Genomic DNA, 22271 nt, shown 5'->3' with positions numbered 1-22271 from the left:
TTCGCCCGGAGGGCGGGCGGGAGTCTGACGACAGGACCTAGTCCCGCTCGTCGGGGCAGCGCTTCCCCATGTCGGCGCCCTTCTTGGACGCCGGCGCCGGGTCCGTGGCGCGGCGGTCCACCCGCAACCGGCGGGCGCCCGGGCCCTGTTGGCCGAGGTTGTCGTCGGGGTTGGACAGCGCGCAGTGCGACAGCGACAGGCAGCCGCAGCCGATGCAGTCGGTCAAGTGGTCGCGCAGCTCGACGAGTTGCTTGATCCGTTCGTCGAGCTCGGTGCGCCAGACCTCGGAGAGCCGGGCCCAGTCCTCGCGGTTGGGGGTCCGCTCGTCCGGCAGCTCCGCCAGCGCGTCCCGGATCACCGCGAGCGGGATGCCGACCCGTTGGGCGGCCCGGATGAAGGCGACCCGGCGCAGCGTCTCGCGGTGGTAGCGGCGCTGGTTGCCGGCGGTGCGGGTGCTGCTGATCAGGCCCTTGGACTCGTAGAAGTGCAGGGCCGAGACGGCCGCGCCGCTGCGCGCGGAGAGCTGGCCGACGGAGAGCTCATGGACCTTGAACGGGATCTGGGGCACACCGTCAACCCTACGACCTCGTGCGGCCGGCCTCCGGGGCGGTCCGTGGCGGGGCGTTGACAGCGGGCACCCGCCCTCGCATGCTGAGCAAGCGCTTAGAAATGCTGCTGAGGCTGAGGAGGCGGACGACGAATGGCTGAGCCCCGGGTGTTCGGGTCGGTGGAGGAGCTGCGCGCGGCGGTCGGCGAGGAGCTGGGGCCCAGCGACTGGCTGGAGATCGACCAGCGGCGGATCGACCTGTTCGCGGACGCCACCGGCGACCACCAGTGGATCCACGTCGATCAGGAGAAGGCCGCGGCCGGCCCGTTCGGCACCACCATCGCGCACGGCTACCTCACGCTGTCGCTGCTGCCGGTCTTCGTCCCGCAGCTGCTGCGGGTGGACAACGTGAAGATGGGCATCAACTACGGCACCAACAAGGTGCGTTTCCCGGCCCCGGTCCCGGTCGGCTCGCGGCTGCGCGCCCGGGCCACGGTGGCGGAGGTGGCCGAGGTGACCGGCGGGGTGCAGCTCACCACGGTGGTGACGGTCGAGCGGGAGGGCGGCGAGAAGCCGGTCTGCGTGGCGGAGTCGGTCAGCCGCTTCCACCTGTAGCCCGGGGAGCCGGGCCGGCCGTCAGGCGGGCCCGCCCACCATGCGCAGCACGAGGTCGGCGTAGAGCGCGCCGACCTCGTCGGGCGTGCGCGGGCCCGTCGCGGAGAACCAGCGGGCGACGTCCACGCACAGCGACAGCACGGCCAGGGTGGTGCCGGGGACGTCGTCCACGGAGAACTCCCCGCTGTCCGCGCCGTCCTGGATGATCTGACGGAGCAGCCGGTCGGTGCGGCGGCGCAACCCGGCGACCTCGGCGTAGTGCTCCTCGCTGAGCGCCTGGAGCTCGTACTGGATGACGCGGGCGGTGGTGTGGTGTTCGGCGTGCCAGCGGGCGAAGGTGCGCACCGCGTCGCGGAGCCGGTCGGTGGCGCTGCCCGGGGCCTCGGCGGCCGCGGCCATGATGTGCAGCGCCTTCTCGTGGCCGATGCCGCTGATGCGGTAGAGCAGCTCCTCCTTGGTCTTGTAGTGGATGTAGAGGGCGGCCGGGCTCATGCCTGCGCGGCCGGCGATGTCGCGGGTGGTGGTGGCGTGGTAGCCGCGCTCGGCGAACGCCCGGACGGCGGCGCCGACCAGTCGCCGCGCGGCGTCCGGGGTCACCCCGGACCACTCGTCGCCCGCCTCCGCCGCCCGCTCGGCCGCACCCATCGCCGCTCCCCGCTCCTCGATCCGCCAGGGGCCTTCCGCTGCCCGGACCGACCACCCTACCGTGCCGCTGAGCAAGCGCTTAGGGGTACGGCGGGGGGAAGGGGCGACGGAACGCCCGGGCAGGGACGGTGCGTCGGCACCAGAGGCCGCTAGCACGCCGTCAGAAGGCCGCCATGCCGCTAGCACGCCATCAGAAGGCCGAGACGCCGGTCAGCGCGCGGCCGATGAGCAGCTTCTGGATCTGGCTGGTGCCCTCGTAGAGGGTCATCACCCGGGCGTCCCGCAGCAGTTTGCCGACCGGGTACTCGTCGATGTAGCCGTAACCACCGAAGACCTGGAGGGCGTTGCTCGCGGCGCGCACCGCGGCCTCGGAGGCGAACAGCTTCGCCTTGGACGCCTCGGTGGCGAACGGCTCGCCGCGGTCGATCAGATCGGCCACCCGCCAGGTCAGCAGCCGCGCCGCGTCCACGTCCACCGCGATGTCGCTGATCAGCTCCTGGACGAGTTGCCGGCCGGCGATCGGGGCGCCGAACTGCTCGCGCTGGCCGGCGTATGCGAGGGCGGCGTCCAGCGCGGCCTGGGCGATGCCGACGCAGCCGGCGGCGACCGACATCCGCCCCTTGGCCAGCGCGGACATCGCGACCGAGAAGCCCTTGCCCTCGGGGCCGAGCAGGGCGGCGGCGGGCACCCGGACGCCCTCCAGGACGAGTTCGGCGGTGGCCTGGCCGCGCAGCCCCAGCTTGCCGTGGATCGGGCGGCGGGTCAGGCCCGGGGTGTCGGTGGGTATCAGGAAGGCGCTGATCCCCTTGTGGCCGGGGCCGCCGGTCCGGGCGAAGAGCAGAACGACGTCCGCCACGGTGCCGTTGGTGATGAACATCTTGCCGCCGTCGATGACCCAGTTGTCGCCGTCCCGGACCGCGCGGGTGGTCAGGGCGGCGGCGTCGGAGCCGGTGCCGGGCTCGGTCAGGCCGAAGCAGCCGAGCGCCTCGCCGGCGGCGAGCCGGGGCAGCCAGGCGCGCTTCTGTTCCTCGTCGCCCCAGGCGGCGACGGTCTTGGCGACCAGCCCGAGCGAGACCGAGACGATGCCGCGGACCGCGGAGTCGCCGCGCCCCAACTCCTCGGTGACCAGCGCGTAGGCGAGGTGGTCGCCGCCGGAGCCGCCGTACTCCTCGGGGATGGTCAGCCCCAGGAAGCCGAGGTCGCCCAGCTTGCGGACGATCCCCGGGTCGACCCGTTCGGCGCGGTCCCAGTCCCTGGCGTGCGGGGCGATCTCGCGGTCGGTGAAGTCCGCGGCGAGCCGGCGCACCGCGGTCTGCTCTTCAGTGAGCTCCAGGTTCATCGAGGGCCCCTTGTCGACGGGAACGGGAGCGCGCACGGCGCATTAATTAGCAGTGCTAGTTTCTTGCGGGCAGCCCCTACTATGTGCGGCATGGCCCGACCCCGCAAGCCCCTGCTGAGCCGCGAGCGCATCGTCACCACCGCGCTGGCGCTGATCGACGCGGAGGGGCTGGCGGCGCTCTCCACCCGGCGGCTGGCGGCGGAGTTGGGGGTCAGCGGCCCCTCCCTCTACAACCACTTCACGACCAAGGACGAGATCCTGGACGCGGTGGCCGACACCGTCATCGCCCAGGTCGACGTCTCCACCCTGGCCACCGGCGCAGACTGGCGGGCCGGCCTGCTGGACTGGGCCCGCTCCTACCGCGCCGCGCTGGCCGCCCATCCGCACATCGTGCCGTTCCTCGCCCAGGGCCCGGGCCGCCGGCCGGCCGGGCTGAAGATGGCCGACGCGGCGTTCGGCGGCATGGTCGAGGCCGGCTGGCCGCCGGCCCTGGCCACCAAGGTGTGCGCGATGGTGCGGTACTTCGTCGCCGGCTCGGCGCTCGGCTCGTTCGCCCGCGGCTTCGTGGACGACCCCGGAGCCTATGACCCGGCCGACTATCCGCACCTGGGCCAGGCGCACCTGCTGGCCGAGCACCAACGCCGGGTGGACGAGGGCGCGTTCGAGGCCGGGCTGCTGGCGCTGGTGGACGGTCTGGGCCTGCACCACCCCGAACTGGCACCTGGCTGAGGCGCTTTCCCGATACGCATGTACAGTGCACCAGTCCCTGGCGGGCAGGGGCGAGATGCGTCCTGCGGAGGCGGAAATGCGCCAACCCAGCACGGCCGAGGGCGGGCCGGTTGCCAAGAGCTTCGAGAGGTCGACGTTCCGCTGGAGCAGAGCGCTCACGGCGGTGCTGCGCGGCCAGGCACAGGTCGACTTCCTGCCCAGCGCCCTGGCCGGGCTGGTGTTCTCGGTGGCGCTGTTCGCCGCGGGCTGGCAGTACGGCCTCTACGGACTGCTCGGCGCGGCCGTCGGCACCGGCACCGCGCACCTGCTGGGCGTGGACCGCGACCGGGTCGCGGCCGGCCTTGAGGGCTTCAACGCCTGCCTGGTCGGCGTCGCCTGCGCGGTCTTCCTCGACGCCGACCACCTCTCCACGCTGCTGATCGCGGTGGCCGCCAGCGCGGCCGTCACCGTCGTCACGGCCGCCGCCGCACGGGTGTTGGGCACCTGGGACCTGCCCACCTTCACCCTGCCGTTCTGCCTGACGGCCAGCGCGCTGACCGTCGCCGCGCCCGGCTTCCAGCGCGTCTGGCACCTGTCCGACGACCTCGCCGCGCTGCCCAGGACGGCGTCCGGGCCGACCGCGCTCAGCCTCACCGACCTCTGGCACGCCTTCTTCACCAACATCGGTGAGGTCTTCCTGATGCCCCAGTGGTACGTCGGCCTCATCTTCCTGGTCGGCATCTTCGTCGCCGACCGCCGCCTGGGCCTGCTGGCCTGCGCCGGCAGCGCCGTGGCCATCGCCACGTCCTGGGCGCTCGGCGCCCCCGCCGACCAGGTGCGGCAGGGGCTGATGGGCTACGACGCGGTGCTGGTCGCCATGGCGCTGGGCGGGGTCTTCCTGGTCACCGACGCCTGGAGCGTGGGGTACGCGATGGTCGGCGCGGTCACCTCCACCGTGCTCAGCCCGGCCCTCGGCGCGCTCTTCGCGCCGTCCGGCGGGCACGCCTTCACCTGGCCGTTCGTGCTGGTGGCGCTGGTGTTCCTGGCGGCCGTACCGGCCTTCCCGCGGCTGCGCCGGGCCGCGGGCTGACCCGCCGGACACGCCCTAGAAGACGACCAGCGCCCGGCCGCCCTTCCCGGCGAGCATCGCCTCGAACGCGGCCGGGATGCCGTCCAGTTCGATCCGCTCGGTGATCAGCCCGGAGAGGTCCAGCGCCCCGGAGCGGACGTGCTCGGCGATCACCGGCAGGTCGCGGGCCGGGTCGCTGTTGCCGTAGACGCAGCCGGCCAGCGTCCGGCCGAAGTGGAACAACTCCAGGGCGGAGAAGGCGACCTGCTGGTCCTTGCCGCCGATGCCCACCACCGTCGTCCGGCCGCCGCGGCGGGTCGCGGACCAGGCCGCGCGGATGGTCTCGGCCCGCCCGACGCACTCCACCGCGACATCGGCGCCCACGCCGCCGGTGAGCGACCGGACCCGTCGGGCGCCCTCCTTCTCGAAGAACGCCGGGCCGTCGGCGACCAGGAAGTCGGTGGCGCCGGCCGCGCGCGCCAACTCCTCCTTCGCCGGGGAGACATCCACCGCCACGATCGGGCCGGCCCCGGCGATCCGCGCCGCCTGAAGGGTCGCCAGGCCCACCCCGCCGACGCCGTAGACCACCACCGACTCCCCCGCCCGCACCCGGGCGCTGTGCTGGATCGCGCCCCAGCCGGTGAGCACCGCACAGCCCAGCAGCGCCGCGTCGACCAGCGGCACGCCGGCCGGCAGCGGCAGCGCGGCGCGCGCCGGCACCAGGGTCTCCTCGGCGAACGCGGCGGTGCCCAGGCCCGGGTAGAGCGCGCTGCCGTCGGCGCCGAGGGTGGCGTAGGGGGCGCCGGCGGCCCGCCCGGCGTGCGCGCACAGCCACGGCTCGGCCAGCTGGCAGAAGTGGCAGTCGCCGCAGGACGGCGCCCAGTTGAGGACCACCGGGTCACCGGGGGCGACCCCGGTGACCTCCGGCCCCACCGCGGTGACGGTGCCGGCGCCCTCGTGGCCGAGCACCGCGGGCGCGGGCTGGCGCAGCGTCCCGTTGGACAGCGACAGGTCGGAGTGGCAGACCCCGGCGGCGGCGAGCCGGACCCGGACCTGTCCCGGGCCCGGCTCGGGCAGCTCGATCTCGGTGACCTCCAGCGGGGCGTTGACGGCGGACAGAACGGCGGCGCGGACCACAAGGACTCCTCGGGCGACGGCGGGACGGGGCGTGCGGGGCGGCGCGGGGCGTGCAGGGCGTGCGGAGCATGCACGTCCTGCGGCCCCGGGCCGGGCGGGGCCTACGCGAAACCGCTCAGAACTGAAGGGACTTGGTCTGAAGGTACTCGGCCAGGCCGTGCGGCCCCAGCTCGCGGCCGATCCCGGACTTCTTGTAACCGCCGAACGGGGCCAGCGGGTTGAAGCGACCGCCGTTGATGTCGACCTGACCGGTGTCCAGGCGGCGGGCGAAGGCGACCGCCGTGGCGTCGTCGGCCGCCCAGACCGCGCCGGCCAGCCCGTAGACGGTGCCGTTGGCGATCCGCACGGCGTCGTCCTCGTCCTCGTAGCGCAGGACCGTCAGGACCGGGCCGAAGATCTCCTCCTGGGCGATCGTCATCTCCGGGGTGACGTCGGCGAAGACGGTGGGGTGGACGTAGAAGCCGGGCCCCTCGGGCGTCCGCGGGCCGCCGATGACGGGCCGGGCGCCCTCGGCGACGCCGCGTTCGAGGTAGCCAACCACCCGGTCCCGCTGGCGGGCGCTGACCAGCGGGCCGATCCGCTCGCCGGGGACGTACTTGGCGGCCGCGGTCGCGGCCAGCTCCACTGCCTCGTCGTACTGGTCGCGGTGGACCAGCATCCGGGTCCAGGCGCTGCACGTCTGGCCGGAGTTGGCCATCACGTTGGCGACGCCGACCGCCACCGCCCGGCCGAGGTCGGCGCCGGGCAGGATCACGTTGGCGGACTTGCCGCCGAGCTCCAGCGCCACCCGCTTGACCGCGCCGCCGGCGAGCGCGCCGACGGTCCGCCCCACCGCGGTGGAGCCGGTGAAGGAGACCAGGTCGACGCCGTCGTGCGCGGCGAGGGCCTGACCGGCGACCGGGCCGCGGCCGGTGACGAGGTTGACGACACCGGCCGGTATGCCGGCCGCCGCGACGCACTCGACGAACAGCTGGGCCACCAACGGGGTGTCCTCGGCGGGCTTGAGGACGACGGTGCAGCCCGCCGCCAGCGCCGGGGCGACCTTGGCGACGATCTGGTGCAGCGGGTAGTTCCAGGGCGTGATCGCGCCCACCACGCCGACCGGTTCGTGCAGCACGGTGGAGGTGCCGAGGGTCTCCTCGAAGGCGTGGGTGCGGGCGAGTTCGGCGTAGGAGCCGCAGACCGTGACGGGGAGCCCGGCGTGCACGGTGCGGCTGAAGGCCGGCGGCGCGCCCAGTTCGGCGGTGACCGTCTGGGCGATCTCCTCGGCGCGGTCGGCGAGTTGGTCGTGCAGCGCGGCCAGCAGGTCGGCGCGGGCGGCGGGCGGGGTGGCGGCCCATCCGGGCAGCGCCGCGCGGGCGGCCCGCACCGCGGCGTCCACGTCGGCCGCGGAGCCGGCCGGGACGGTGGCGATGACCCGCTCGTCGGCCGGGTTGACGACCTCGATGGTCTCGCCGCCGGCGGCGGGCCGCCAGTCTCCGTCGATGAACAACGCTTCGTGGTGCTTCACTTCGCGGGTCCTCCCGGGCCGGCTGGGAACGGTGGTCGGCCACCCTAGGGGCGCCCCGGGGGCACTTCCTAGGGAGACACCGCCCAAACTAGCGCCGGTAGTTTCATGGCCGCCAGCGCACTTCGCGCCCGCCCGGGCCGAATCCCCCGCGGCGCCCCTCAGGGCGCGCCGTCGCCGGGCCCCCGCGCGCCGCCTGCCGGACCGGGCGCCGTGGTCCGCTCCCCCGCGCCCTCCGTGCCGCCGCGCTCCGCCCCGTCCAGATAGCGCGCCAGATACGCCCGCAGCAGCTCCTTGGTCTCGGTGACGATCGCCGGATCGCCCGACGGGTCGGTGCGGAAGGCGAGTTGGAGCAGCGCGTCGGCGGTCTCCACACCGACCAGGAAGGCGGTGCGCAGCTGGGGGTCGGCGGGGTCCAGGCGGAGCCGGCCGGCGAGCAGCAGCAACAGCCGGTCGGCGACCTCGTAGTTGGCCTGCCGGGACTCGCGCGGGGCGGGGACGGTGAACTCCACCAGGGCGAAGCCGGAGACCGTCCGCTTCATGGCGAGGTATTCGTCGATCACCACGTCCATCGCGCCGCGCCAGCCCGGCGGTTGGTCCGGGACGGTCAGCCGGGCGGTGATGCGCTGCGCGTAGGCGTCGAGGTTGCGGCGGGCCAGCGCCTCGGCCATCGCCCGCTTGTTGGGGAAGAAGCGGTAGACGGAGCCGATCGGGACCCCGGCACGGCCGGCCACCGCGCGGGTGCTCAGGTCCTCGTAGCCGGTCTCGTCGAGCAGTTCGGCACAGGCGTCGAGGATCCGGGCCAGGCGCTGGGCGCTGCGCCGCTGGACGGGCGCGCGGCGGAGCAGGGGCGGGGCGGGCGGTCCTGCGGGGGTGGTGGGGGTGGTGGGCCGAGGGGCGGGCGGGGGCGTCGAAGGCTGCACATGGTCATCTTGCCCGGCGTACGGGCCGGGGATGGCGGGGCGGGGCGATCCGGCCAACGCGACCGGGAACCGCCCGGTTTCCGGTCACGCTCGCACAGCGCGGCACGCTCGTCGTTGACGCCGCTCCCCGCCGAATCCTAATGTCTTGCATAGGATTCGCTGAGATTCCTGTGGTGCCTTGGATTCCGTGGACGTCTGGTTCGTGAGCGGCGGGAGCGTGTGATGACAGGTACGACCAACGAGCGGGCGAGGAAGGCGGCGGAGGGGCTCGCCTACTTGTCCGGTTTCGGCAACGAGCACAGCTCGGAGGCGGTTCCCGGCGCGCTGCCGGTGGGCCGCAATTCCCCCCAACGAGCCCCCCTCGGGCTCTACGCGGAGCAGCTCAGCGGCTCCGCCTTCACCGAACCGCGCCGACACAACCGCCGGTCCTGGCTCTACCGCATCCGGCCGTCGGCCGCGCACCCGCCGTTCGCCCGCGCCAACCGCGGCGAGATCCGCTCGGCGCCGTTCACCGAGTGCCTGCCCGACCCCAACCGGCTGCGCTGGAACCCGCTCCCCGAGCCCGCCGACCCGACGGACTTCGTCGACGGCCTGTGGACCCTGGGCGGCAACGGCGACGTCACCCAGCGCACCGGCATGGCGGTGCACCTTTACCACATCAACGCCCCCATGGAACGGCGGGTGTTCGGCGATGCGGACGGCGAGCTGCTGATCGTGCCGGAGCGCGGCGGGCTGCTGCTGCGCACCGAATTCGGCCTGCTGCGGGCCGAACCGGGCCATGTGGCGCTGATCCCGCGCGGGGTCCGCTTCCGTGTGGAGCTGCTCGACGCGGCGTCCGACGGGCCGCGCCCGACAGCCCGCGGCTACGTCTGCGAGAACTACGGCCGACCCTTCGAGCTGCCCGACCTCGGCCCGATCGGCGCCAACGGCCTGGCGAACGCCCGGGACTTCCTCGCCCCGACCGCCGCCTACGAGGACGTCGAGGGCCCGGTCGAGGTGGTCAACAAGTTCGGCGGCCACCTGTGGACCGCGACCTACGACCACTCCCCCCTGGACGTCGTCGCCTGGCACGGCAACCACCTCCCGTACGTCTACGACCTGCGGCGCTTCAACGTCATCGGCTCGATCAGCTACGACCACCCGGACCCGTCGATCTTCACGGTGCTGACCTCACCCTCGGACACCCCGGGGCTGGCCGGCGTCGACTTCGTGGTGTTCGCGCCGCGCTGGCTGGTCGGCGAGGACACCTTCCGCCCGCCGTACTTCCACCGCAACGTGATGACCGAGTACATGGGCCTGATCGAGGGCGCCTACGACGCCAAGACTGGCGGCAAAGGGGGGTTTGTACCGGGCGGCGGCTCGTTGCACAACATGATGTCGGCGCACGGCCCGGACCGGGAGACCTTCGAGCGGGCCAGCGCCGCCGAGTTGGCCCCGCAGAAGATCGACGACGGGCTGGCCTTCATGTTCGAGACTCGCTGGCCGCTGACGCTCACCCCGCAGGCCCGGGACGCCGGCCATCTCCAGCGCGGCTACGACGACGTGTGGCAGGGTCTGCAACGCCATTTCCGCCCGTAGGCACCGCCGTCCAGCTCCGCAGACCGGGGAACCCACCGTGACCACCTTCGCTCCCGACTCGCTCGCCCTGAACCGCAAGTTGCCGCTGTGGTACCAGGTCTCGCAGTCCCTGCGCGCCTCCATATTGGGCCGCTCGCCCGACGCACCCCTACGGCTGCCCACCGAGGACGCGCTCGCCGCGCACTACGGCGTCAGCGTCTTGACGATGCGTCAGGCACTCAAGGAGCTGGAGACGGAGGGGTTGATCAGCCGGCACCGGCGCCGGGGCACCTTCATCGAGCCGCACGCGCGGCGAGGGGCGCCGGTGCGGCTGTTGGGATCGGTGGACGCGATCGTGGCCCAGCAGTCCGGGATGCGCACCGCGCTGCTGGAGCACGGTCCGGTTCCGGTCCCCGCCGAACTGGCCGAATACTTTCCCGAAATGGCGGAAGTAGCCGGTTTTCGGCGGTTGCGCAGCGACGAGGCGACGGACGAGCCGACCAACCACGCGCGCAACTACGTGCGGCCGGACGTCGCGGACCACATCGACCCCGCCGACCTCGCCCGGTGGCCGATGACGAAGGTGCTGCGGGACGCGGTGGGCGTGCGGATCGGGCGGATCACCGACACCGTCGAGGCGCGGCTGGCCGACCCCGAGACCGCCCGGCTGCTCCGCGTGCCGCTGCTCAGCCCGATCCTGCACTACACCGGCATCACCTACGACGCATCCGGGCAGGTGGTCGACGTCGCGCTGATCCACTACCGGGGCGACCGGTTCTCGTTCACGGTGACGCTGGACGCACACTGAGGGCCCCGGCGGCCCGCCGCTCTGGACCCGCACAACGCCCTGGCCCAAGCGGCCCGTTGCGGACCATGGCGGACCATTGTGGTAGCGGCGGAAGCGGTAGCGAAGCTGCGCACCGCCACCGTCCCTACGCGGGTCAAAGGCAGGGGCAGGAACCAAGCAAGGGGCGGGAGGCCGCCTTCGCCGGCCGAACAGCGCCGCCGCTACCATGCCGGGGGTCAACCATCGGTCCGGGGAGGGGCTCCGCGTGACGGCGAAGCAGGGCGCGCCGGTTCCGGCCGCGCCGCGGCTGTCCGATCTGATGCCGTGGTCCGTGGCGCCGCTACGGCTCGGCCGCTCCTGGGTGCGGGACCCGGATCCGGCCGCGCTGCGCGCCCGTTGGCGGGCGCTGGCCGACGCCGACCCGGCCGCCCGCGCGCTGCTGTTCCGCCCGTCCCGGGCCCGCACCGTGCATTCCGCGGTCGCCCAACTCCCCGGCCGCAACACCCCGACCGGGCGGCTGTCCCGGGCGGTCGGCCGGTGCCCGGAGCCGGTGCGGGTGCTGCACGGCCCGTTCGACCGGCAGTGGTTGCTGCCCGACCACCGGCTGATCGACGCCGCCCGCCCGGAGTTGTGGCGGGTCGCCGACGAACACCAGCTCTTCCTGGTCGAGTTGGGGCACGTCCCGCAGACCCCGGGGCCCGCGGTGGTGTGCTCCGCGCTGCTGCCGGACGGGCGCTCGCCGGCCGGGCGACCCGGTCGGATCCATCCGCTCTACCGCCGGCCCGGCGGCGCCGAGCCCAACCTCGCCCCCGGCCTGGCCGCGCTCCTCGCCGACCGCCTGGACCGCCCCATCACCCCGTCCGCCCTGCTCGCCTGGATCGCGGCCGCCGCCAAGCACTCCCCCGACGGCACCGCGGTGCCGCTCACCGCCGATCCGGCGCTCTGGGACCGCGGGGTGGCGCTCGGCGGCCGGCTGCTGTGGCTGCACACCTGGGGCGGCCACGGCGGCGACGGCCCCAACGGGCCGGGCGGGCGGCCCCGGTTGCCCGGCGGCCGACGCCCCTACGTACGGGCCGCGCTGCCGGCCCGCGGGCTGCCGGCGACCCTGGACTACGACCGCGAGGACGAGGCGCTGCTGCTCGGCGGCGGCCGGATCTCACCGGTGCCGGCGGGCGCCTGGGAGTTCCACGCCGGGGGCACCCGGGTGCTGGCGGAGTGGTTCGCGCACCGCGCGGCGGCCGGCGCCGCCGGCGCGGAGCCCGCCGAGCCCGGTTCCCTGGCGGCGCTGCGGCCGGCGACCTGGCCGCAGGAGTGGACCTCGGAACTCCTGGAACTGGTCACGGTGTTGGCGCTGCTGGCCGAACTGGCGCCGGAGGTCGAGCAGTTGGCGCGGGCGGTGGCGGACGGGCCGCGGCTCGGGACGGCGGAGCTGCGGGCCGCGGGGGTGCTGCCGGCGCCGGCCTCGGCGACCCGGCCGGCGTCCGTGCTGGATCACCAGGAGGAGGGCCCGGAGGGCCAGTTCGCGCTGCTGTGACCGCATGGTGGAGCACACGCTCCGGGGCGGGCGGGCGCACGCAAAGAACCACCCGCCACGAAGTGACGGGTGGTGAGGGGGAGGCACCGGGCGGCGCTGTGGCGGAGCCGGGACTATGGGTCGCCTGGAGCCGGTGGTGCCGCCGTGCGGGGTGGCTCAGCCGTGGCCGTGGCCGCCGAAGAGCGAGCGGCGCAGCCGGCGCAGCGGCGCGAACAGCGACACCCGGTGACTGCGGCTCTTCCTCATGCGCGTGTGGTCACGCGCGGTGAGCTCCTGCATCAGCGATGTGGCGCCCGCCACTTCGCGCTGCGGGATGGCGGGACCGCCGAGCACCGCGAGATGACGGTCGAGCCGCGCACTGGACGCGCCGCTCCCGCATGTGATGGCAGGGACCCGCGCCCTGCTGCGCACTGTTATCTGTTCCATGACTCTCCCCACCCGTACGAGGGCACCCGGCCAACGGGCAGGGTAACCCTATCTCTCTTGGAGGACACGCGTGCATACCGGTCAACGGATTCACCTGCCATGCCTTGACGTTGACGAACACCATACGGAATGTCACGTACAGCGCGTGTATCAGGGCGAGTTGGGCGACCGGCGGAGAGGTCCGAAAGCGCGGGGCGCGAGGGAGTGAGGGGGCTCTCCTCCGCGCCCCGTGCACGGAAGATCACGCAGCGGAGCCGAACACCGGGAGATAACCGTCGGCTTGGCCGGCGGCGGTGGGGTGGTAGGACTCGTCGACGGGATAGGTCACGCTGTGCAACCACGGGCTGCCGGAGCACAGCTCATGGCCGGTGAAGGTCGAGTTGACATCGGCGAACGAGAAGCCGTGTGCGGCGGCGCGCTTCGAGATGACGCCGTTGATGTCGTCGGCGGCGGCGTCCACGGCGGCCCGGGACTTCTCGCTGAGGCCGACCGAGCAGGAGCCGTCGAGCTTGTAGAAGTGCGGGTATCCCAGGGCGATGACGTGGGCTGACGGGGCCTTGTTGGCGATGGCCGCGTACACCGTGTCCAGTTTCCCGGGGAGGGTGTTGTCGATGTAGCTGCGGGCCTGGGCGATCCGGGCCAGACAGGCGCTCTCGCCCTGGAGCGCACAGGTGGTCATGGTGTCGGCGAATCCGGCGTCGTTGCCGCCGATGGTGATGCTGACCAGGCTCGTGGCCGAGCTCAGCGTGCCGAGCTGACCGCTGACGACATCACCCGTACGGGCCCCGGAGCAGGCGGCGAAGGAGAAGGACGAGGGGGAGTGCGCGGCCGCCCAGAGGGCCGGGTACGCCTTGGTGCTGCGCTTGCAGGAGCCGCTGCCACTGTCGTAGCTGCCGGCGCCGACGCCGGCGGAGTAGGAGTCACCGAGGGCCACATAGCCCCCGTTGGCGGTGGGTTGGGCCGCCGCGGCCGCGGTCGCGCCGGTGAGCGCGAGGGACGACGCGACGGAGAAGGCGGCCGTCAAGGCCGCGAAACGGGACACTCTCATGGAACCTCCCATAGCAGGATCTCTGCGTGATCTGTTGGTACCAGCAGTCCCGCGTGGTCGGTAGTGTCCATGCCAAAGGTCGTCAAGAGTTCACGGCAAATCTGCCGATCTGTCAGTTTCTTCGCTGCCGTGGCATTGCCTTTCCATGACGCGTATATGACATCCCGTTGGAACTCTTGATACCGAGCCGCCGCTCGCGGAGTCTTTTGACGGTCGGTCACGGTCATTTCCGAAACGACCGATTGCGTACCGCTCGTGCGTCCACCCCGCACACCCCCGCGCGCACCACCGCGCGCCATTCGATGAGGAGGACTTCCCGCGATGGCAGTGATGCGTTCCACCACCCCCCGCGCCGCCCGGCGGCGTTCCACCACCCTGCGGATCGCCGCGGCAACCGCCGCGGCCGCGGCGGCGACCACGCTCGGCGCCCTCGCCCTGCCCGCCCAGGCGGCGCCCGCCCAGGGCACCGTCGTCGGCGCCGGCGCCGCGGACGCGGTGCACGGCAGCTACCTCGTCACGCTCAAGCCGTCCGCCGGCCTGAAGTCCGCCTCGGCGGACGGCCGCGGCCTGATATCCACCTACGGGGGCACCGTTCAGCGCACCTACACCGCCGCGCTCAACGGCTACGCCGCCACCCTCTCCGAGGCCCAGGCGAGACGGCTGGCGGCCGACCCCGCCGTCGACCGCGTCTACCAGGACCGCACCGTGCACGCCCTGGACACCCAGACCAACCCGCCGTCCTGGGGCCTGGACCGGATCGACCAGGCCAAGCTCCCGCTGGACAAGAAGTACGCCTACCCCGCCACCGCCGGCTCCGGCGCCACCGCGTACGTCATCGACACCGGAGTGCGGGTCTCCCACCGGGAGTTCGGCGGCCGGGCGAGCAACGGCTACGACGCGATCGACAACGACAACGTCGCCCAGGACGGCAACGGCCACGGCACCCACGTCGCGGCGAACATCGCCGGCTCCTCCTACGGCGTCGCCAAGAAGGCCAAGGTCGTCGCGGTGCGGGTGCTGGACGACTCCGGCTCCGGCACCACCGCCCAGGTGGTCGCGGGCATCGACTGGGTCACCAAGAACCACAAGGGCCCGTCGGTGGCCAACGTCTCGCTGGGCGGCGGCCCGGACGCGGCACTGGACGCCGCCGTGCAGAACTCCATCAAGAGCGGCGTGACCTACGCGATCGCGGCCGGCAACTCCGGGGACAACGCCCAGAACTACTCCCCCGCACGGGTCCCCGAGGCGCTCACCGTCGGCGCGACCACCTCCACCGACGCCCGCGCCTCGTACTCCAACTACGGCTCCCGGGTGGACCTCTTCGCCCCCGGCAGCTCCATCACCAGCGCCTGGAACACCAGCGACAGTGCCACCAACACCATCTCCGGCACCTCAATGGCCACCCCGCACGTCGCCGGCGCCGCCGCGGTCTACCTCGCCGGGCACCCCACCGCCACCCCGGCCCAGGTCGCCACGGCCCTGGTGAACGGCGCCACGTCGGGCGCGGTGACCAACCCCGGCAGCGGCTCGCCCAACAAGCTGCTGAAGATCGTCCCGTGAGGGGCGCGTCCTTAGCGGACGCCGCCCACCCTCCCGGGCCGCGCAGGGCCACCCGGTGAACGGCCGCCTCCCGTAAGGGCCGTCGGGTGGGGGACGTCGACGGCTGGCCGGTCAGCCGTCGGCGTTCCGCCCGTGGGTGAGCCCGGGGACGAGGAAGGCGGTGGCCGCGACGGTGGCCGCGGCCAGCAACACCACCAGCGACGTCCGGGTGCCCAGCCCGATCAGCCAGGCCCCCAGCAGCCCGCCGCCGAGCATCCCGCCCACCGAGCCCAGCCGGCGGGGCACCGCGCCGCTGCCGTAGCCCAACCGCCGGTCGCCGCCCAGCACCGAGCCGCTCACCAGGGCCGTCAGCGCCCGGGTCTCCACCGTCGTGGACAGGTCCGGGGCCGCCACCCGCATCGCGGTGACGTTGCGCATGCCCATCGCCACCGCCATCAACGCGACCACCGCAGCGCGCTGACCGGCCGCCAACTCCCGCGCCGGACCGGTCTCCCAGCCGGCCGCCGCGGCGCCGACCAGCAGCGCCGCCTCGACCAACAGCGCGAGGGGGAACCACGGCCGCCGGCGGGCGGCCAGCATCGACTCCAGCCGGGCCCCGAGCACCGCCCCCACCAGGAACGCCCCAAGCGAGACCACCGGCATCACCACCGACAGCCCGCCCTGCCCGGCGATGCCGAAGCCCAGGAAGAGCAGGTTCCCGGTCTGGGTCGCGGTAAAGACATGACCGAGGGTCAGGAAGCTGACGGCGTCGAGCACGCCGGTGACCACGGTCAGGCAGACCAGCACCAACGTCAGGGCGGTTCCGCTCGGCGGCTCCACGGATTCGGCTCCTTCCGATCGGCACCCAGGGTCGGCGTGCTGCCAGTCTCCGGACGGCCGGCGCGGCGGTGGACCATTGCGCCGTCTGTGGGCGCCCCGGTGGCCTGACGCACCCTCAACTCCCGTTCGACGCGGTTCGACCGCGCCCCGGCCGTCCACCGGGACGACGGGCCGGCCCCGGCCCCCGCCACCCGTTCACCGCCCGCCCCGCACATCACCAGCAGCAGCGCCAACGCCGCCACCCCGACCACCACCGCCACCCCGAAGGCCGTCCCCCGACGCCCCCGCAGGTGCCCGCCGTCCGCACGCTCCGGCCCACCCGGCCGTCCCTGACGTTCCCCACCGCGTCGTCGCACGGCGGACCACCCTAGGGCGGGCCCGGCGGGCGCGCACAGGGCGCGTCCCGGCGCGCGCACCGCCCGCGGACAACCGGCCCAAACGACGCGGACGGCGCGACCCTCGATATTCCGTGTACGCGGGCGGCCGCTCTGACGGATCATGACGGCATGTGTGCCGACCGGGTCCCGCCCTCCCCCGCCGCCGAGGCGCTACCGCTCCGGCTGACCATGGACGACAGCGACTCCCCGTCCGACGTCATCGACGCGCTCTTCCTGGGCCGGTTCGCCAACGGCGAGCAGCCCTACGCCCGGAGCCGCACGGTGGACCGGGTGAAGTCCGGGCTGACGCTGCTGCCGCCCGGGGTGCAGATCCTGCGGTCGGCCCGGGACGACGACCGCAGCGCCACCCTCGCCGAGGGCGACGGCTTCACCCTGCTGGTCTCCCGTTGGAACCGCGGCGCCGACGTGACGGTCACCGCGGTCACCGACGCGCTCGCCGAGCAGGTGCTCGGGCAGGCCGCGGACGGCGCCGAGGACGAGCCCGAGCCGCAGCCGGAGAACGTCCCGATGGGCTTTTGGTACTTCTCCCCGCGCCGCGGCCCGCACCGCACCTCCCGGCAGATCTCCGCCGGTTCCTGGGAGGACGTCCGGGCCAACTACACCGCCCCGGTGGCGAGCGCGCTGGACCGCCTGATGAAGGTCTCCCCCGAAGAGATCGCCGGCCGGCTGCTGTTGCTGCACGGCCCGCCCGGCACCGGCAAGACCTCCGCGCTGCGCACCCTCGCCCGGTCCTGGCGGGAGTGGTGCCAGGTGGACTGCGTGCTGGACCCGGAGCGGCTCTTCTCCGACGTCGGGTATCTGATGGACATCGCCATCGGGGAGGACGACCCCACCGGCCGGGGCCGCTGGCGGCTGCTCCTGCTGGAGGACTGCGACGAGCTGATCCGCGGCGAGGCCAAGCACACCGCAGGACAGGCGCTCTCCCGTCTCCTCAACCTCACCGACGGCCTGTTGGGCCAGGGCCGCAACGTGCTGGTCGGCGTCACCACCAACGAGGATCTGGAGCGGATGCACCCCGCGGTGGTCCGCCCCGGCCGCTGCCTGGCCCGCATCGAGGTCGGCCCGCTGACGCAGCCGGAGGCCACCGCCTGGCTCGGCACCGAGGACGGCATCGGCCGCGACGGTGCCACCCTCGCCGAGCTCTACGCCCTCCGCCGCGGCACCCGCCCCACCACGCTCCCCACCCAACCCCAGGGCACCGCCTCGGGGTTGTACCTGTGACGCGGCGCCGCCCGGCCGAAGCGGCGGGTGTCGTAACGGTGTTCACGCCGCGAGTTCGCGCAGCCGCACCGACAGGCAGGTGACGCAGCCCTCCCGCTTCTCGAACTCGCCGATGTCGACCGGGACCGGGCGGTAGCCGAGGCGGGCGAAGAGCTGTGCGGTGCGCGGCGCGGAGGCCGCCACCAACAGCGCGTCGTCTCCCAGGAGGACGACGTGCGCCCCGGACTTCTCCAGGACGGGCCGGAAGTGCGGGAAGACCGACGGGTCGTCGACCAGCGGCGGGTAGCCGATGACGGTGCCGTCGGGGAGGGCGGTCACCGCCGACGTCAGATGCAGCGCCCGGCTGATCGGCACCGGGACGACCCGGGCCCCCAACGGCTCGAAGGCGGCCCGGAGTTGCCGCACCCCCTCGGCGTTGGTGCGGCAGCCGCGGCCCACGTACACCGTGTCGTCGACCCGGAGGACGTCGCCGCCGTCGAGCGTGCCGGGGGCGCGCACCGCGTTGAGGGAGCAGCCGAGCGCCTCCGCGGCCTCCCGGGCGCCGGGGAGCTCGGGCCGGCGGGCGTCGGCGCCGGAGCGGGCGAGCAGCGCGACGTTGCGGAAGACGGCCATGGTGTCCTCGACGAAGACCGCGTCGGGGCAGTCGTCGGCGGGGGCCACCTCGGTGGTCGCCCAGCCGTGGTCGCGCAGCGCCCGGACGTACCCCTCCCACTGGCGCAGCGCCAACCCGGCGTCCACCGGCCGCCGGGCGACATAGGTGACCAGGCCCTCGGCCAGGCGGGGGCCGGGGCGTCGGACGAGGGCGTGGCGGCTGGTCATGGGCTCCTCCCGGGGCGGGCGGGCCGGTTGCGGTCAGCAGTCGCCGTCGTACGTGGCGCGCAGGGCGTCGGTGACGGCGGCGAGGGCGGCGGCGCGGTCCAGGCCGAGGCGGTGGGCGCGCCGGGCGTAGGTCGCGGCGGCCGCGGCGGCCTCCTTGTCGGCGGCGTCGCCGGCCGCGGCGACGAAGCTGCCGTTGCGGCCGCGGGTCTCGATCACGCCGTCGGTCTCCAGGGCGCGGTACGCCTTGGCGACGGTGTTGGCGGCCAGGCCCAACTCCTCGGCGAGGCCACGGACGGTGGGGAGCTTGTGGCCGACCGGCAGGGTGCCCGTCCGGGCCTGGTCGGCGATCTGGGTGCGGACCTGCTCGAACGGGGCCTCGGCCGCCGCCGGGTCGATGGTGAGGGTCAGGGACTGGGGGGACACGGTGGCGCTCCTGGTGCTGATGCGGTGGTGGCGCGGCGGGCGCGCGGTGCGCGGTTCCGCCGGCGCGCGCTGCGCGGTTTTGTCCCATCCATTGTGCGTCAGGAGCGGCCACCGTGCCCGGGAGAGGGGCGCCCCGCGCGCTACTCCGGGCTCGTACCGGCGGTGCGCGGCCAGGCGTCCCTGCCGAGGGCCGGCCCGGCGCCCGGAGTCTCCCCTGCGGGAGTACCGTTGAAGAAGCCGGTGGTACGCGGGGGCGGGCCGGTGGCCGGCCCGCGCAGGGTGTTGAGCCGGCATGGGCACGGTCTTGTATGAGCGCCTCCCCGAGCAGCCGCCTCCCCGGCGACGGAGCCTTCGACCTCACCCGGACCGCCGTGGTGTTGGCCGATCGCACCGGGGTGGTGCGCGGCTGGACCGCCGGCGCCGAGCGGCTGCTGGGCCACCCGACCTCCGCGGCGCTGGGCCGGCCGCTGGCCGAGCTGTTCGCCCCGGCGAACCCCGACGCGGCACCCGGCGGGCCGGCCTGGCAAGAGCGGCTCGCGGCGGCGGACGGTTGGAGCGGTCTGACCGCGGTGCGGGACGCCACCGGGCACCGGCTCGACCTGGAGGTGCGGGTGCTGCCGGTCCTCGACGGACCGGGCCCGGACACCCGGCTGGTGCTGGCCACCGAGATGGCGCTCACGCCCTGGTCGGGCGCGGGCCGCTCGCTGCTGAACGGCATCCTCGGGACGTCGCCGTTCGGGGTGGCGATGCTCGACCCCGAGCTGCGCTACGTCTGGGTCAACGACGCCCTGGAGCGGATGGGCGGCGCCCCGCGCGCCGAGCGGTTGGGCAGGCGGCTGGGCGAGGTGCTGCCGGGCCTGGCGGTGGAGTCCATCGAGACGGAGATGCGGCGGGTGCTGCGCACCGGCCAGCCCTCCCTGGGCTACGAGTACCTCGGCCACCCGGAGTCCGACCCCCGGCACGAGCACGCCTACTCCACGTCGTTCTTCCGGCTGGAGGACGAGTCCGGCCGAGTGCTCGGCGTCTGCTACATGGTCCTGGACGTCACTGAGAGCTATCGCGCCCGGCAGCGGATGGCGCTGCTCAACCGCGCCGGCGAGCGGATCGGCGGCTCCCTCGATGTCTGGCAGACCGCCCAGGAGTTGGCGGACGTGGCGGTGCCGGACCTCGCCGACTTCGTCACCGTCGATCTGCTCGACGCGATGATCAGCGGCGCCGAGCCGGCGCCCGGACCGGTCGAGCCCGCCGACCTGTTCAGCGTGCGCCGGGCCGCGCAGCAGTCCGTGCGGGAGGGCTGCCCGGAGGCGGTGATCTCGATCGGGGAACGGACCGGCTATCCGCCGTCGGCGCCGGTGGTGCTGAGCCTGACCGAGGGCGAGTCGGTGCTGATCCCGGACCTCGATCTGGACCACGCGGACTGGGCGGCCGACGACCCGGTCCGGGCCGGGCAGTTGCGGACGCTCGGCTTCCACTCGCTGATGGTGGTGCCGCTGCGGGCCCGGGGCAGCTTCCTGGGCGCGGCCGCGTTCGCCCGCTGGCGCCCCACCGGCCCGTTCCAGCCCGACGACCTGGTCCTGGCCGAGGAGTTCGTCACCCGCGCGGCGATCTCCATCGACAACGCCCGCCGGTACACCCGTGAGCACGCCGCGGCGCTCACCCTCCAGCGCAGCCTGCTGCCGCGCGAACTGCCCGAGCAGAGCGCGGTGGAGGCCGCCTACCGCTATCTGCCGGCCGATTCCCGGTCCGGGGTGGGCGGCGACTGGTTCGACGTGATCCCGCTGTCGGGCGCGCGGGTGGCGCTGGTGGTCGGCGACGTGGTCGGGCACGGGGTGCACGCCGCGGCCACCATGGGCCGGCTACGGGCCGCCGTGCAGGCGCTGGCCGACCTCGACCTGTCCCCGGAGGAGGTGTTGGCGCACCTGGACGACATGGTCAACCGGGTCGCGCACGACGCGCACAGCGACGACGGGGTGGTCGGCGCGACCTGTCTGTACGCGGTCTACGACCCGGTCGCCTGCTGCTGCACCCTGGCCCGGGCCGGGCACCCCGCGCCGCTGCTGGTCAGCCCGGCGGGCGGCTGCCAGATGCTGGAGCTGCCCACCGGGCCGCCGCTGGGGCTGGGCGGGATGCCCTTCGAGTCCACCCAACTACCGCTGGCCGAGGGGAGCTTGCTTGCCCTCTACACCAACGGGCTGCTGCTGGGGAAGGCCCTCGACCTGGATGGCGGGATCACCCGGCTGCGGACCGCGCTGTCCGATCCGCAGGCCCCGTTGGAGGAGATCTGCGAGCGGGTCATCAGCACCCTGCCCGGCGCCCGGCCGGTGGACGACGTGGCGCTGCTGCTGGCCCGCACCCGGGCCCTGCCGCAGGAGCAGTTGGCCACCTGGGACATCGCCGCGGACCCGTCGGCGGTCGGCGAGGCCCGGCGGTCCGCCGCCGACCAGCTGGCCCAATGGGGGCTGCCACAACTGGAGTTCTCCACCGAGCTGATCGTCAGCGAGCTGGTCACCAACGCCCTCCGGCACGCCTCCGGGCCGATCGGGCTGCGGATGATCCGGGCGGAGGCGCTGGTCTGCGAGGTGTCCGACGGCAGCAGCACCGCGCCGCACCTGCGGCACGCCCGGACCACCGACGAGGGCGGCCGGGGACTGTTCCTGATCGCCCGCTACGCCAGCCGGTGGGGCACCCGCTACACCCCGCACGGCAAGTTCATCTGGGCCGAACTCCCGCTGGACGCCGCCCCCGAGGCGCTGACCGCGGCGGCGCTCGGCGCGCTCACCGACGGCCTGGACGACCCGGCGACCCCGCTCACCGACGCGGGCTGGTGAGCCGCCGGCGCCACCAAGGCCCCCGGGAGCCCTCCCGGCAGGCGCCCCAACTCCCCTCCCCCGGCCCCGGATGCCCGTCGGGGGCCGCCTTCCCGCGCCCCCGCTTAGCGGCTCCTTTCCCGTCCCTTAAGCCCACCATAAAGATCCACGGGATCGCCCGTACGCCCGCGATCTCGCTGTTCAGAGCGGTTAACGTCGCTTCCGCGAGGCGGGGTTCGGGGGTCCGCCGGTGCCGTTCACCGGGAGACGGCACCGCTACCGGACGGACCCCCCCCCCCCCCCCCCCCCCCCCCCCCCCCCCCCCCCCGGGGCGCCCCCCCCCGGGCCCCCGCGCCCCCCCCGCGCCCCCCCGCAGCGTCCC

The 22271-nt window shown here is 74.2% G+C and carries 20 protein-coding genes; 9 read left to right on the top strand and 11 right to left on the bottom strand.

The window, feature by feature from the left end; translation table 11 throughout:
• Positions 1-37 precede the first annotated feature (37 nt).
• Complete coding sequence (gene soxR / locus ACFVFQ_RS19920; protein ID WP_383417631.1) at positions 38-568, bottom strand: redox-sensitive transcriptional activator SoxR; 531 nt, start codon at positions 566-568, stop codon at positions 38-40.
• A 132-nt stretch (positions 569-700) separates the two neighbouring features.
• On the opposite strand from soxR, the gene ACFVFQ_RS19915 reads away from it, so the two are divergent.
• Positions 701-1162: a MaoC family dehydratase gene (locus ACFVFQ_RS19915; protein WP_383417628.1), complete on the top strand. Its 462-nt coding sequence runs from the start codon at positions 701-703 to the stop codon at positions 1160-1162.
• Between the two features lie 21 nt (positions 1163-1183).
• Here the strand turns inward: ACFVFQ_RS19915 and ACFVFQ_RS19910 are convergent, their stop codons facing one another.
• Both ACFVFQ_RS19910 and ACFVFQ_RS19905 read right to left on the bottom strand, forming a co-directional pair.
• Entirely contained in the window at positions 1184-1807 is a 624-nt protein-coding gene (locus tag ACFVFQ_RS19910; protein ID WP_383417625.1) for a TetR/AcrR family transcriptional regulator, read from the bottom strand.
• A gap of 190 nt (positions 1808-1997) precedes the next feature.
• Positions 1998-3146 carry an acyl-CoA dehydrogenase family protein gene (locus ACFVFQ_RS19905; RefSeq protein ID WP_383417622.1) on the bottom strand — a complete coding sequence of 383 codons (1149 nt, stop codon included), beginning with the start codon at positions 3144-3146 and terminating at the stop codon, positions 1998-2000.
• A 90-nt stretch (positions 3147-3236) separates the two neighbouring features.
• On the opposite strand from ACFVFQ_RS19905, the gene ACFVFQ_RS19900 reads away from it, so the two are divergent.
• Both ACFVFQ_RS19900 and ACFVFQ_RS19895 read left to right on the top strand, forming a co-directional pair.
• Positions 3237-3875 (top strand): TetR/AcrR family transcriptional regulator, encoded by a 639-nt coding sequence (locus tag ACFVFQ_RS19900; protein WP_383417619.1) that lies wholly within the window; start codon positions 3237-3239, stop codon positions 3873-3875.
• A gap of 76 nt (positions 3876-3951) precedes the next feature.
• The gene (locus tag ACFVFQ_RS19895; RefSeq protein WP_383417616.1) at positions 3952-4944 is read left to right on the top strand and encodes an urea transporter; all 993 of its coding nucleotides are present in this window, start codon (positions 3952-3954) and stop codon (positions 4942-4944) included.
• Between the two features lie 15 nt (positions 4945-4959).
• Here the strand turns inward: ACFVFQ_RS19895 and ACFVFQ_RS19890 are convergent, their stop codons facing one another.
• The 3 genes from ACFVFQ_RS19890 to ACFVFQ_RS19880 all read right to left on the bottom strand — a co-directional run bounded on the left by ACFVFQ_RS19890 (position 4960) and on the right by ACFVFQ_RS19880 (position 8490).
• Positions 4960-6060, bottom strand: a complete 1101-nt coding sequence (locus tag ACFVFQ_RS19890; RefSeq protein WP_383417613.1) for a Zn-dependent alcohol dehydrogenase — start codon at positions 6058-6060, stop codon at positions 4960-4962.
• Between the two features lie 115 nt (positions 6061-6175).
• Positions 6176-7570 carry an aldehyde dehydrogenase family protein gene (locus ACFVFQ_RS19885; RefSeq protein ID WP_383417610.1) on the bottom strand — a complete coding sequence of 465 codons (1395 nt, stop codon included), beginning with the start codon at positions 7568-7570 and terminating at the stop codon, positions 6176-6178.
• 158 nt (positions 7571-7728) lie between these two features.
• Entirely contained in the window at positions 7729-8490 is a 762-nt protein-coding gene (locus tag ACFVFQ_RS19880) for a TetR/AcrR family transcriptional regulator (protein WP_383417608.1), read from the bottom strand.
• A gap of 222 nt (positions 8491-8712) precedes the next feature.
• Between ACFVFQ_RS19880 and hmgA the strand changes: the two genes are divergently transcribed.
• From hmgA to ACFVFQ_RS19865, 3 genes are all read left to right on the top strand, one after another.
• Entirely contained in the window at positions 8713-10068 is a 1356-nt protein-coding gene (gene hmgA, locus ACFVFQ_RS19875) for a homogentisate 1,2-dioxygenase (protein ID WP_383417605.1), read from the top strand.
• A 37-nt stretch (positions 10069-10105) separates the two neighbouring features.
• On the top strand, positions 10106-10855 hold the full coding sequence (locus ACFVFQ_RS19870) for a GntR family transcriptional regulator (RefSeq protein ID WP_383417602.1): 750 nt from the start codon (positions 10106-10108) through the stop codon (positions 10853-10855).
• 244 nt (positions 10856-11099) lie between these two features.
• Complete coding sequence (locus ACFVFQ_RS19865; protein WP_383417599.1) at positions 11100-12368, top strand: type ISP restriction/modification enzyme; 1269 nt, start codon at positions 11100-11102, stop codon at positions 12366-12368.
• A gap of 156 nt (positions 12369-12524) precedes the next feature.
• Here ACFVFQ_RS19865 and ACFVFQ_RS19860 read toward each other — a convergent pair whose 3' ends face one another.
• Both ACFVFQ_RS19860 and ACFVFQ_RS19855 read right to left on the bottom strand, forming a co-directional pair.
• Positions 12525-12794, bottom strand: a complete 270-nt coding sequence (locus tag ACFVFQ_RS19860; RefSeq protein ID WP_383417596.1) for a hypothetical protein — start codon at positions 12792-12794, stop codon at positions 12525-12527.
• A gap of 241 nt (positions 12795-13035) precedes the next feature.
• The gene (locus tag ACFVFQ_RS19855) at positions 13036-13842 is read right to left on the bottom strand and encodes an SGNH/GDSL hydrolase family protein (RefSeq protein ID WP_383417593.1); all 807 of its coding nucleotides are present in this window, start codon (positions 13840-13842) and stop codon (positions 13036-13038) included.
• A gap of 321 nt (positions 13843-14163) precedes the next feature.
• Here ACFVFQ_RS19855 and ACFVFQ_RS19850 point away from each other — a divergent pair, with 321 nt between their 5' ends.
• Positions 14164-15402, top strand: a complete 1239-nt coding sequence (locus tag ACFVFQ_RS19850) for a S8 family peptidase (protein ID WP_383417590.1) — start codon at positions 14164-14166, stop codon at positions 15400-15402.
• 111 nt (positions 15403-15513) lie between these two features.
• Here the strand turns inward: ACFVFQ_RS19850 and ACFVFQ_RS19845 are convergent, their stop codons facing one another.
• The gene (locus ACFVFQ_RS19845; protein ID WP_383417587.1) at positions 15514-16221 is read right to left on the bottom strand and encodes a YoaK family protein; all 708 of its coding nucleotides are present in this window, start codon (positions 16219-16221) and stop codon (positions 15514-15516) included.
• A 506-nt stretch (positions 16222-16727) separates the two neighbouring features.
• Here ACFVFQ_RS19845 and ACFVFQ_RS19840 point away from each other — a divergent pair.
• Entirely contained in the window at positions 16728-17840 is a 1113-nt protein-coding gene (locus tag ACFVFQ_RS19840) for a DUF5925 domain-containing protein (RefSeq protein ID WP_383417584.1), read from the top strand.
• Between the two features lie 42 nt (positions 17841-17882).
• Here the strand turns inward: ACFVFQ_RS19840 and ddaH are convergent, their stop codons facing one another.
• Together ddaH and ACFVFQ_RS19830 are read right to left on the bottom strand one after the other, a co-directional pair.
• Positions 17883-18659, bottom strand: a complete 777-nt coding sequence (ddaH, locus tag ACFVFQ_RS19835; RefSeq protein WP_383417581.1) for a dimethylargininase — start codon at positions 18657-18659, stop codon at positions 17883-17885.
• 33 nt (positions 18660-18692) lie between these two features.
• Positions 18693-19082, bottom strand: a complete 390-nt coding sequence (locus ACFVFQ_RS19830) for a GntR family transcriptional regulator (RefSeq protein WP_383417578.1) — start codon at positions 19080-19082, stop codon at positions 18693-18695.
• A gap of 308 nt (positions 19083-19390) precedes the next feature.
• On the opposite strand from ACFVFQ_RS19830, the gene ACFVFQ_RS19825 reads away from it, so the two are divergent.
• Positions 19391-21910: a SpoIIE family protein phosphatase gene (locus ACFVFQ_RS19825; protein ID WP_383417575.1), complete on the top strand. Its 2520-nt coding sequence runs from the start codon at positions 19391-19393 to the stop codon at positions 21908-21910.
• The last annotated feature ends 361 nt before the right edge of the window (positions 21911-22271 follow it).

This window comes from Streptomyces sp. NPDC057743, from assembly GCF_042798755.1.
Taxonomy (GTDB): Bacteria; Actinomycetota; Actinomycetes; order Streptomycetales; family Streptomycetaceae; genus Streptomyces.
Note: the sequence above shows the minus strand (reverse complement) of the source record. Positions and strands in the feature narration are given on the sequence as shown.

What these genes read in the sequence shown, in the direction of transcription:
- ACFVFQ_RS19915 (WP_383417628.1), top strand. Translation starts at nt 701, where the DNA reads ATGGCTGAGCCCCGGGTGTTCGGGTCGGTGGAGGAGCTGCGCGCGGCG.
- ACFVFQ_RS19910 (WP_383417625.1), bottom strand. Translation starts at nt 1,807, where the DNA reads ATGGGTGCGGCCGAGCGGGCGGCGGAGGCGGGCGACGAGTGGTCCGGG.
- ACFVFQ_RS19905 (WP_383417622.1), bottom strand. Translation starts at nt 3,146, where the DNA reads ATGAACCTGGAGCTCACTGAAGAGCAGACCGCGGTGCGCCGGCTCGCC.
- ACFVFQ_RS19900 (WP_383417619.1), top strand. Translation starts at nt 3,237, where the DNA reads ATGGCCCGACCCCGCAAGCCCCTGCTGAGCCGCGAGCGCATCGTCACC.
- ACFVFQ_RS19895 (WP_383417616.1), top strand. Translation starts at nt 3,952, where the DNA reads ATGCGCCAACCCAGCACGGCCGAGGGCGGGCCGGTTGCCAAGAGCTTC.
- hmgA (WP_383417605.1), top strand. Translation starts at nt 8,713, where the DNA reads ATGACAGGTACGACCAACGAGCGGGCGAGGAAGGCGGCGGAGGGGCTC.
- ACFVFQ_RS19860 (WP_383417596.1), bottom strand. Translation starts at nt 12,794, where the DNA reads ATGGAACAGATAACAGTGCGCAGCAGGGCGCGGGTCCCTGCCATCACA.
- ACFVFQ_RS19855 (WP_383417593.1), bottom strand. Translation starts at nt 13,842, where the DNA reads ATGAGAGTGTCCCGTTTCGCGGCCTTGACGGCCGCCTTCTCCGTCGCG.
- ACFVFQ_RS19850 (WP_383417590.1), top strand. Translation starts at nt 14,164, where the DNA reads ATGGCAGTGATGCGTTCCACCACCCCCCGCGCCGCCCGGCGGCGTTCC.
- ACFVFQ_RS19840 (WP_383417584.1), top strand. Translation starts at nt 16,728, where the DNA reads ATGTGTGCCGACCGGGTCCCGCCCTCCCCCGCCGCCGAGGCGCTACCG.
- ddaH (WP_383417581.1), bottom strand. Translation starts at nt 18,659, where the DNA reads ATGACCAGCCGCCACGCCCTCGTCCGACGCCCCGGCCCCCGCCTGGCC.
- ACFVFQ_RS19825 (WP_383417575.1), top strand. Translation starts at nt 19,391, where the DNA reads ATGAGCGCCTCCCCGAGCAGCCGCCTCCCCGGCGACGGAGCCTTCGAC.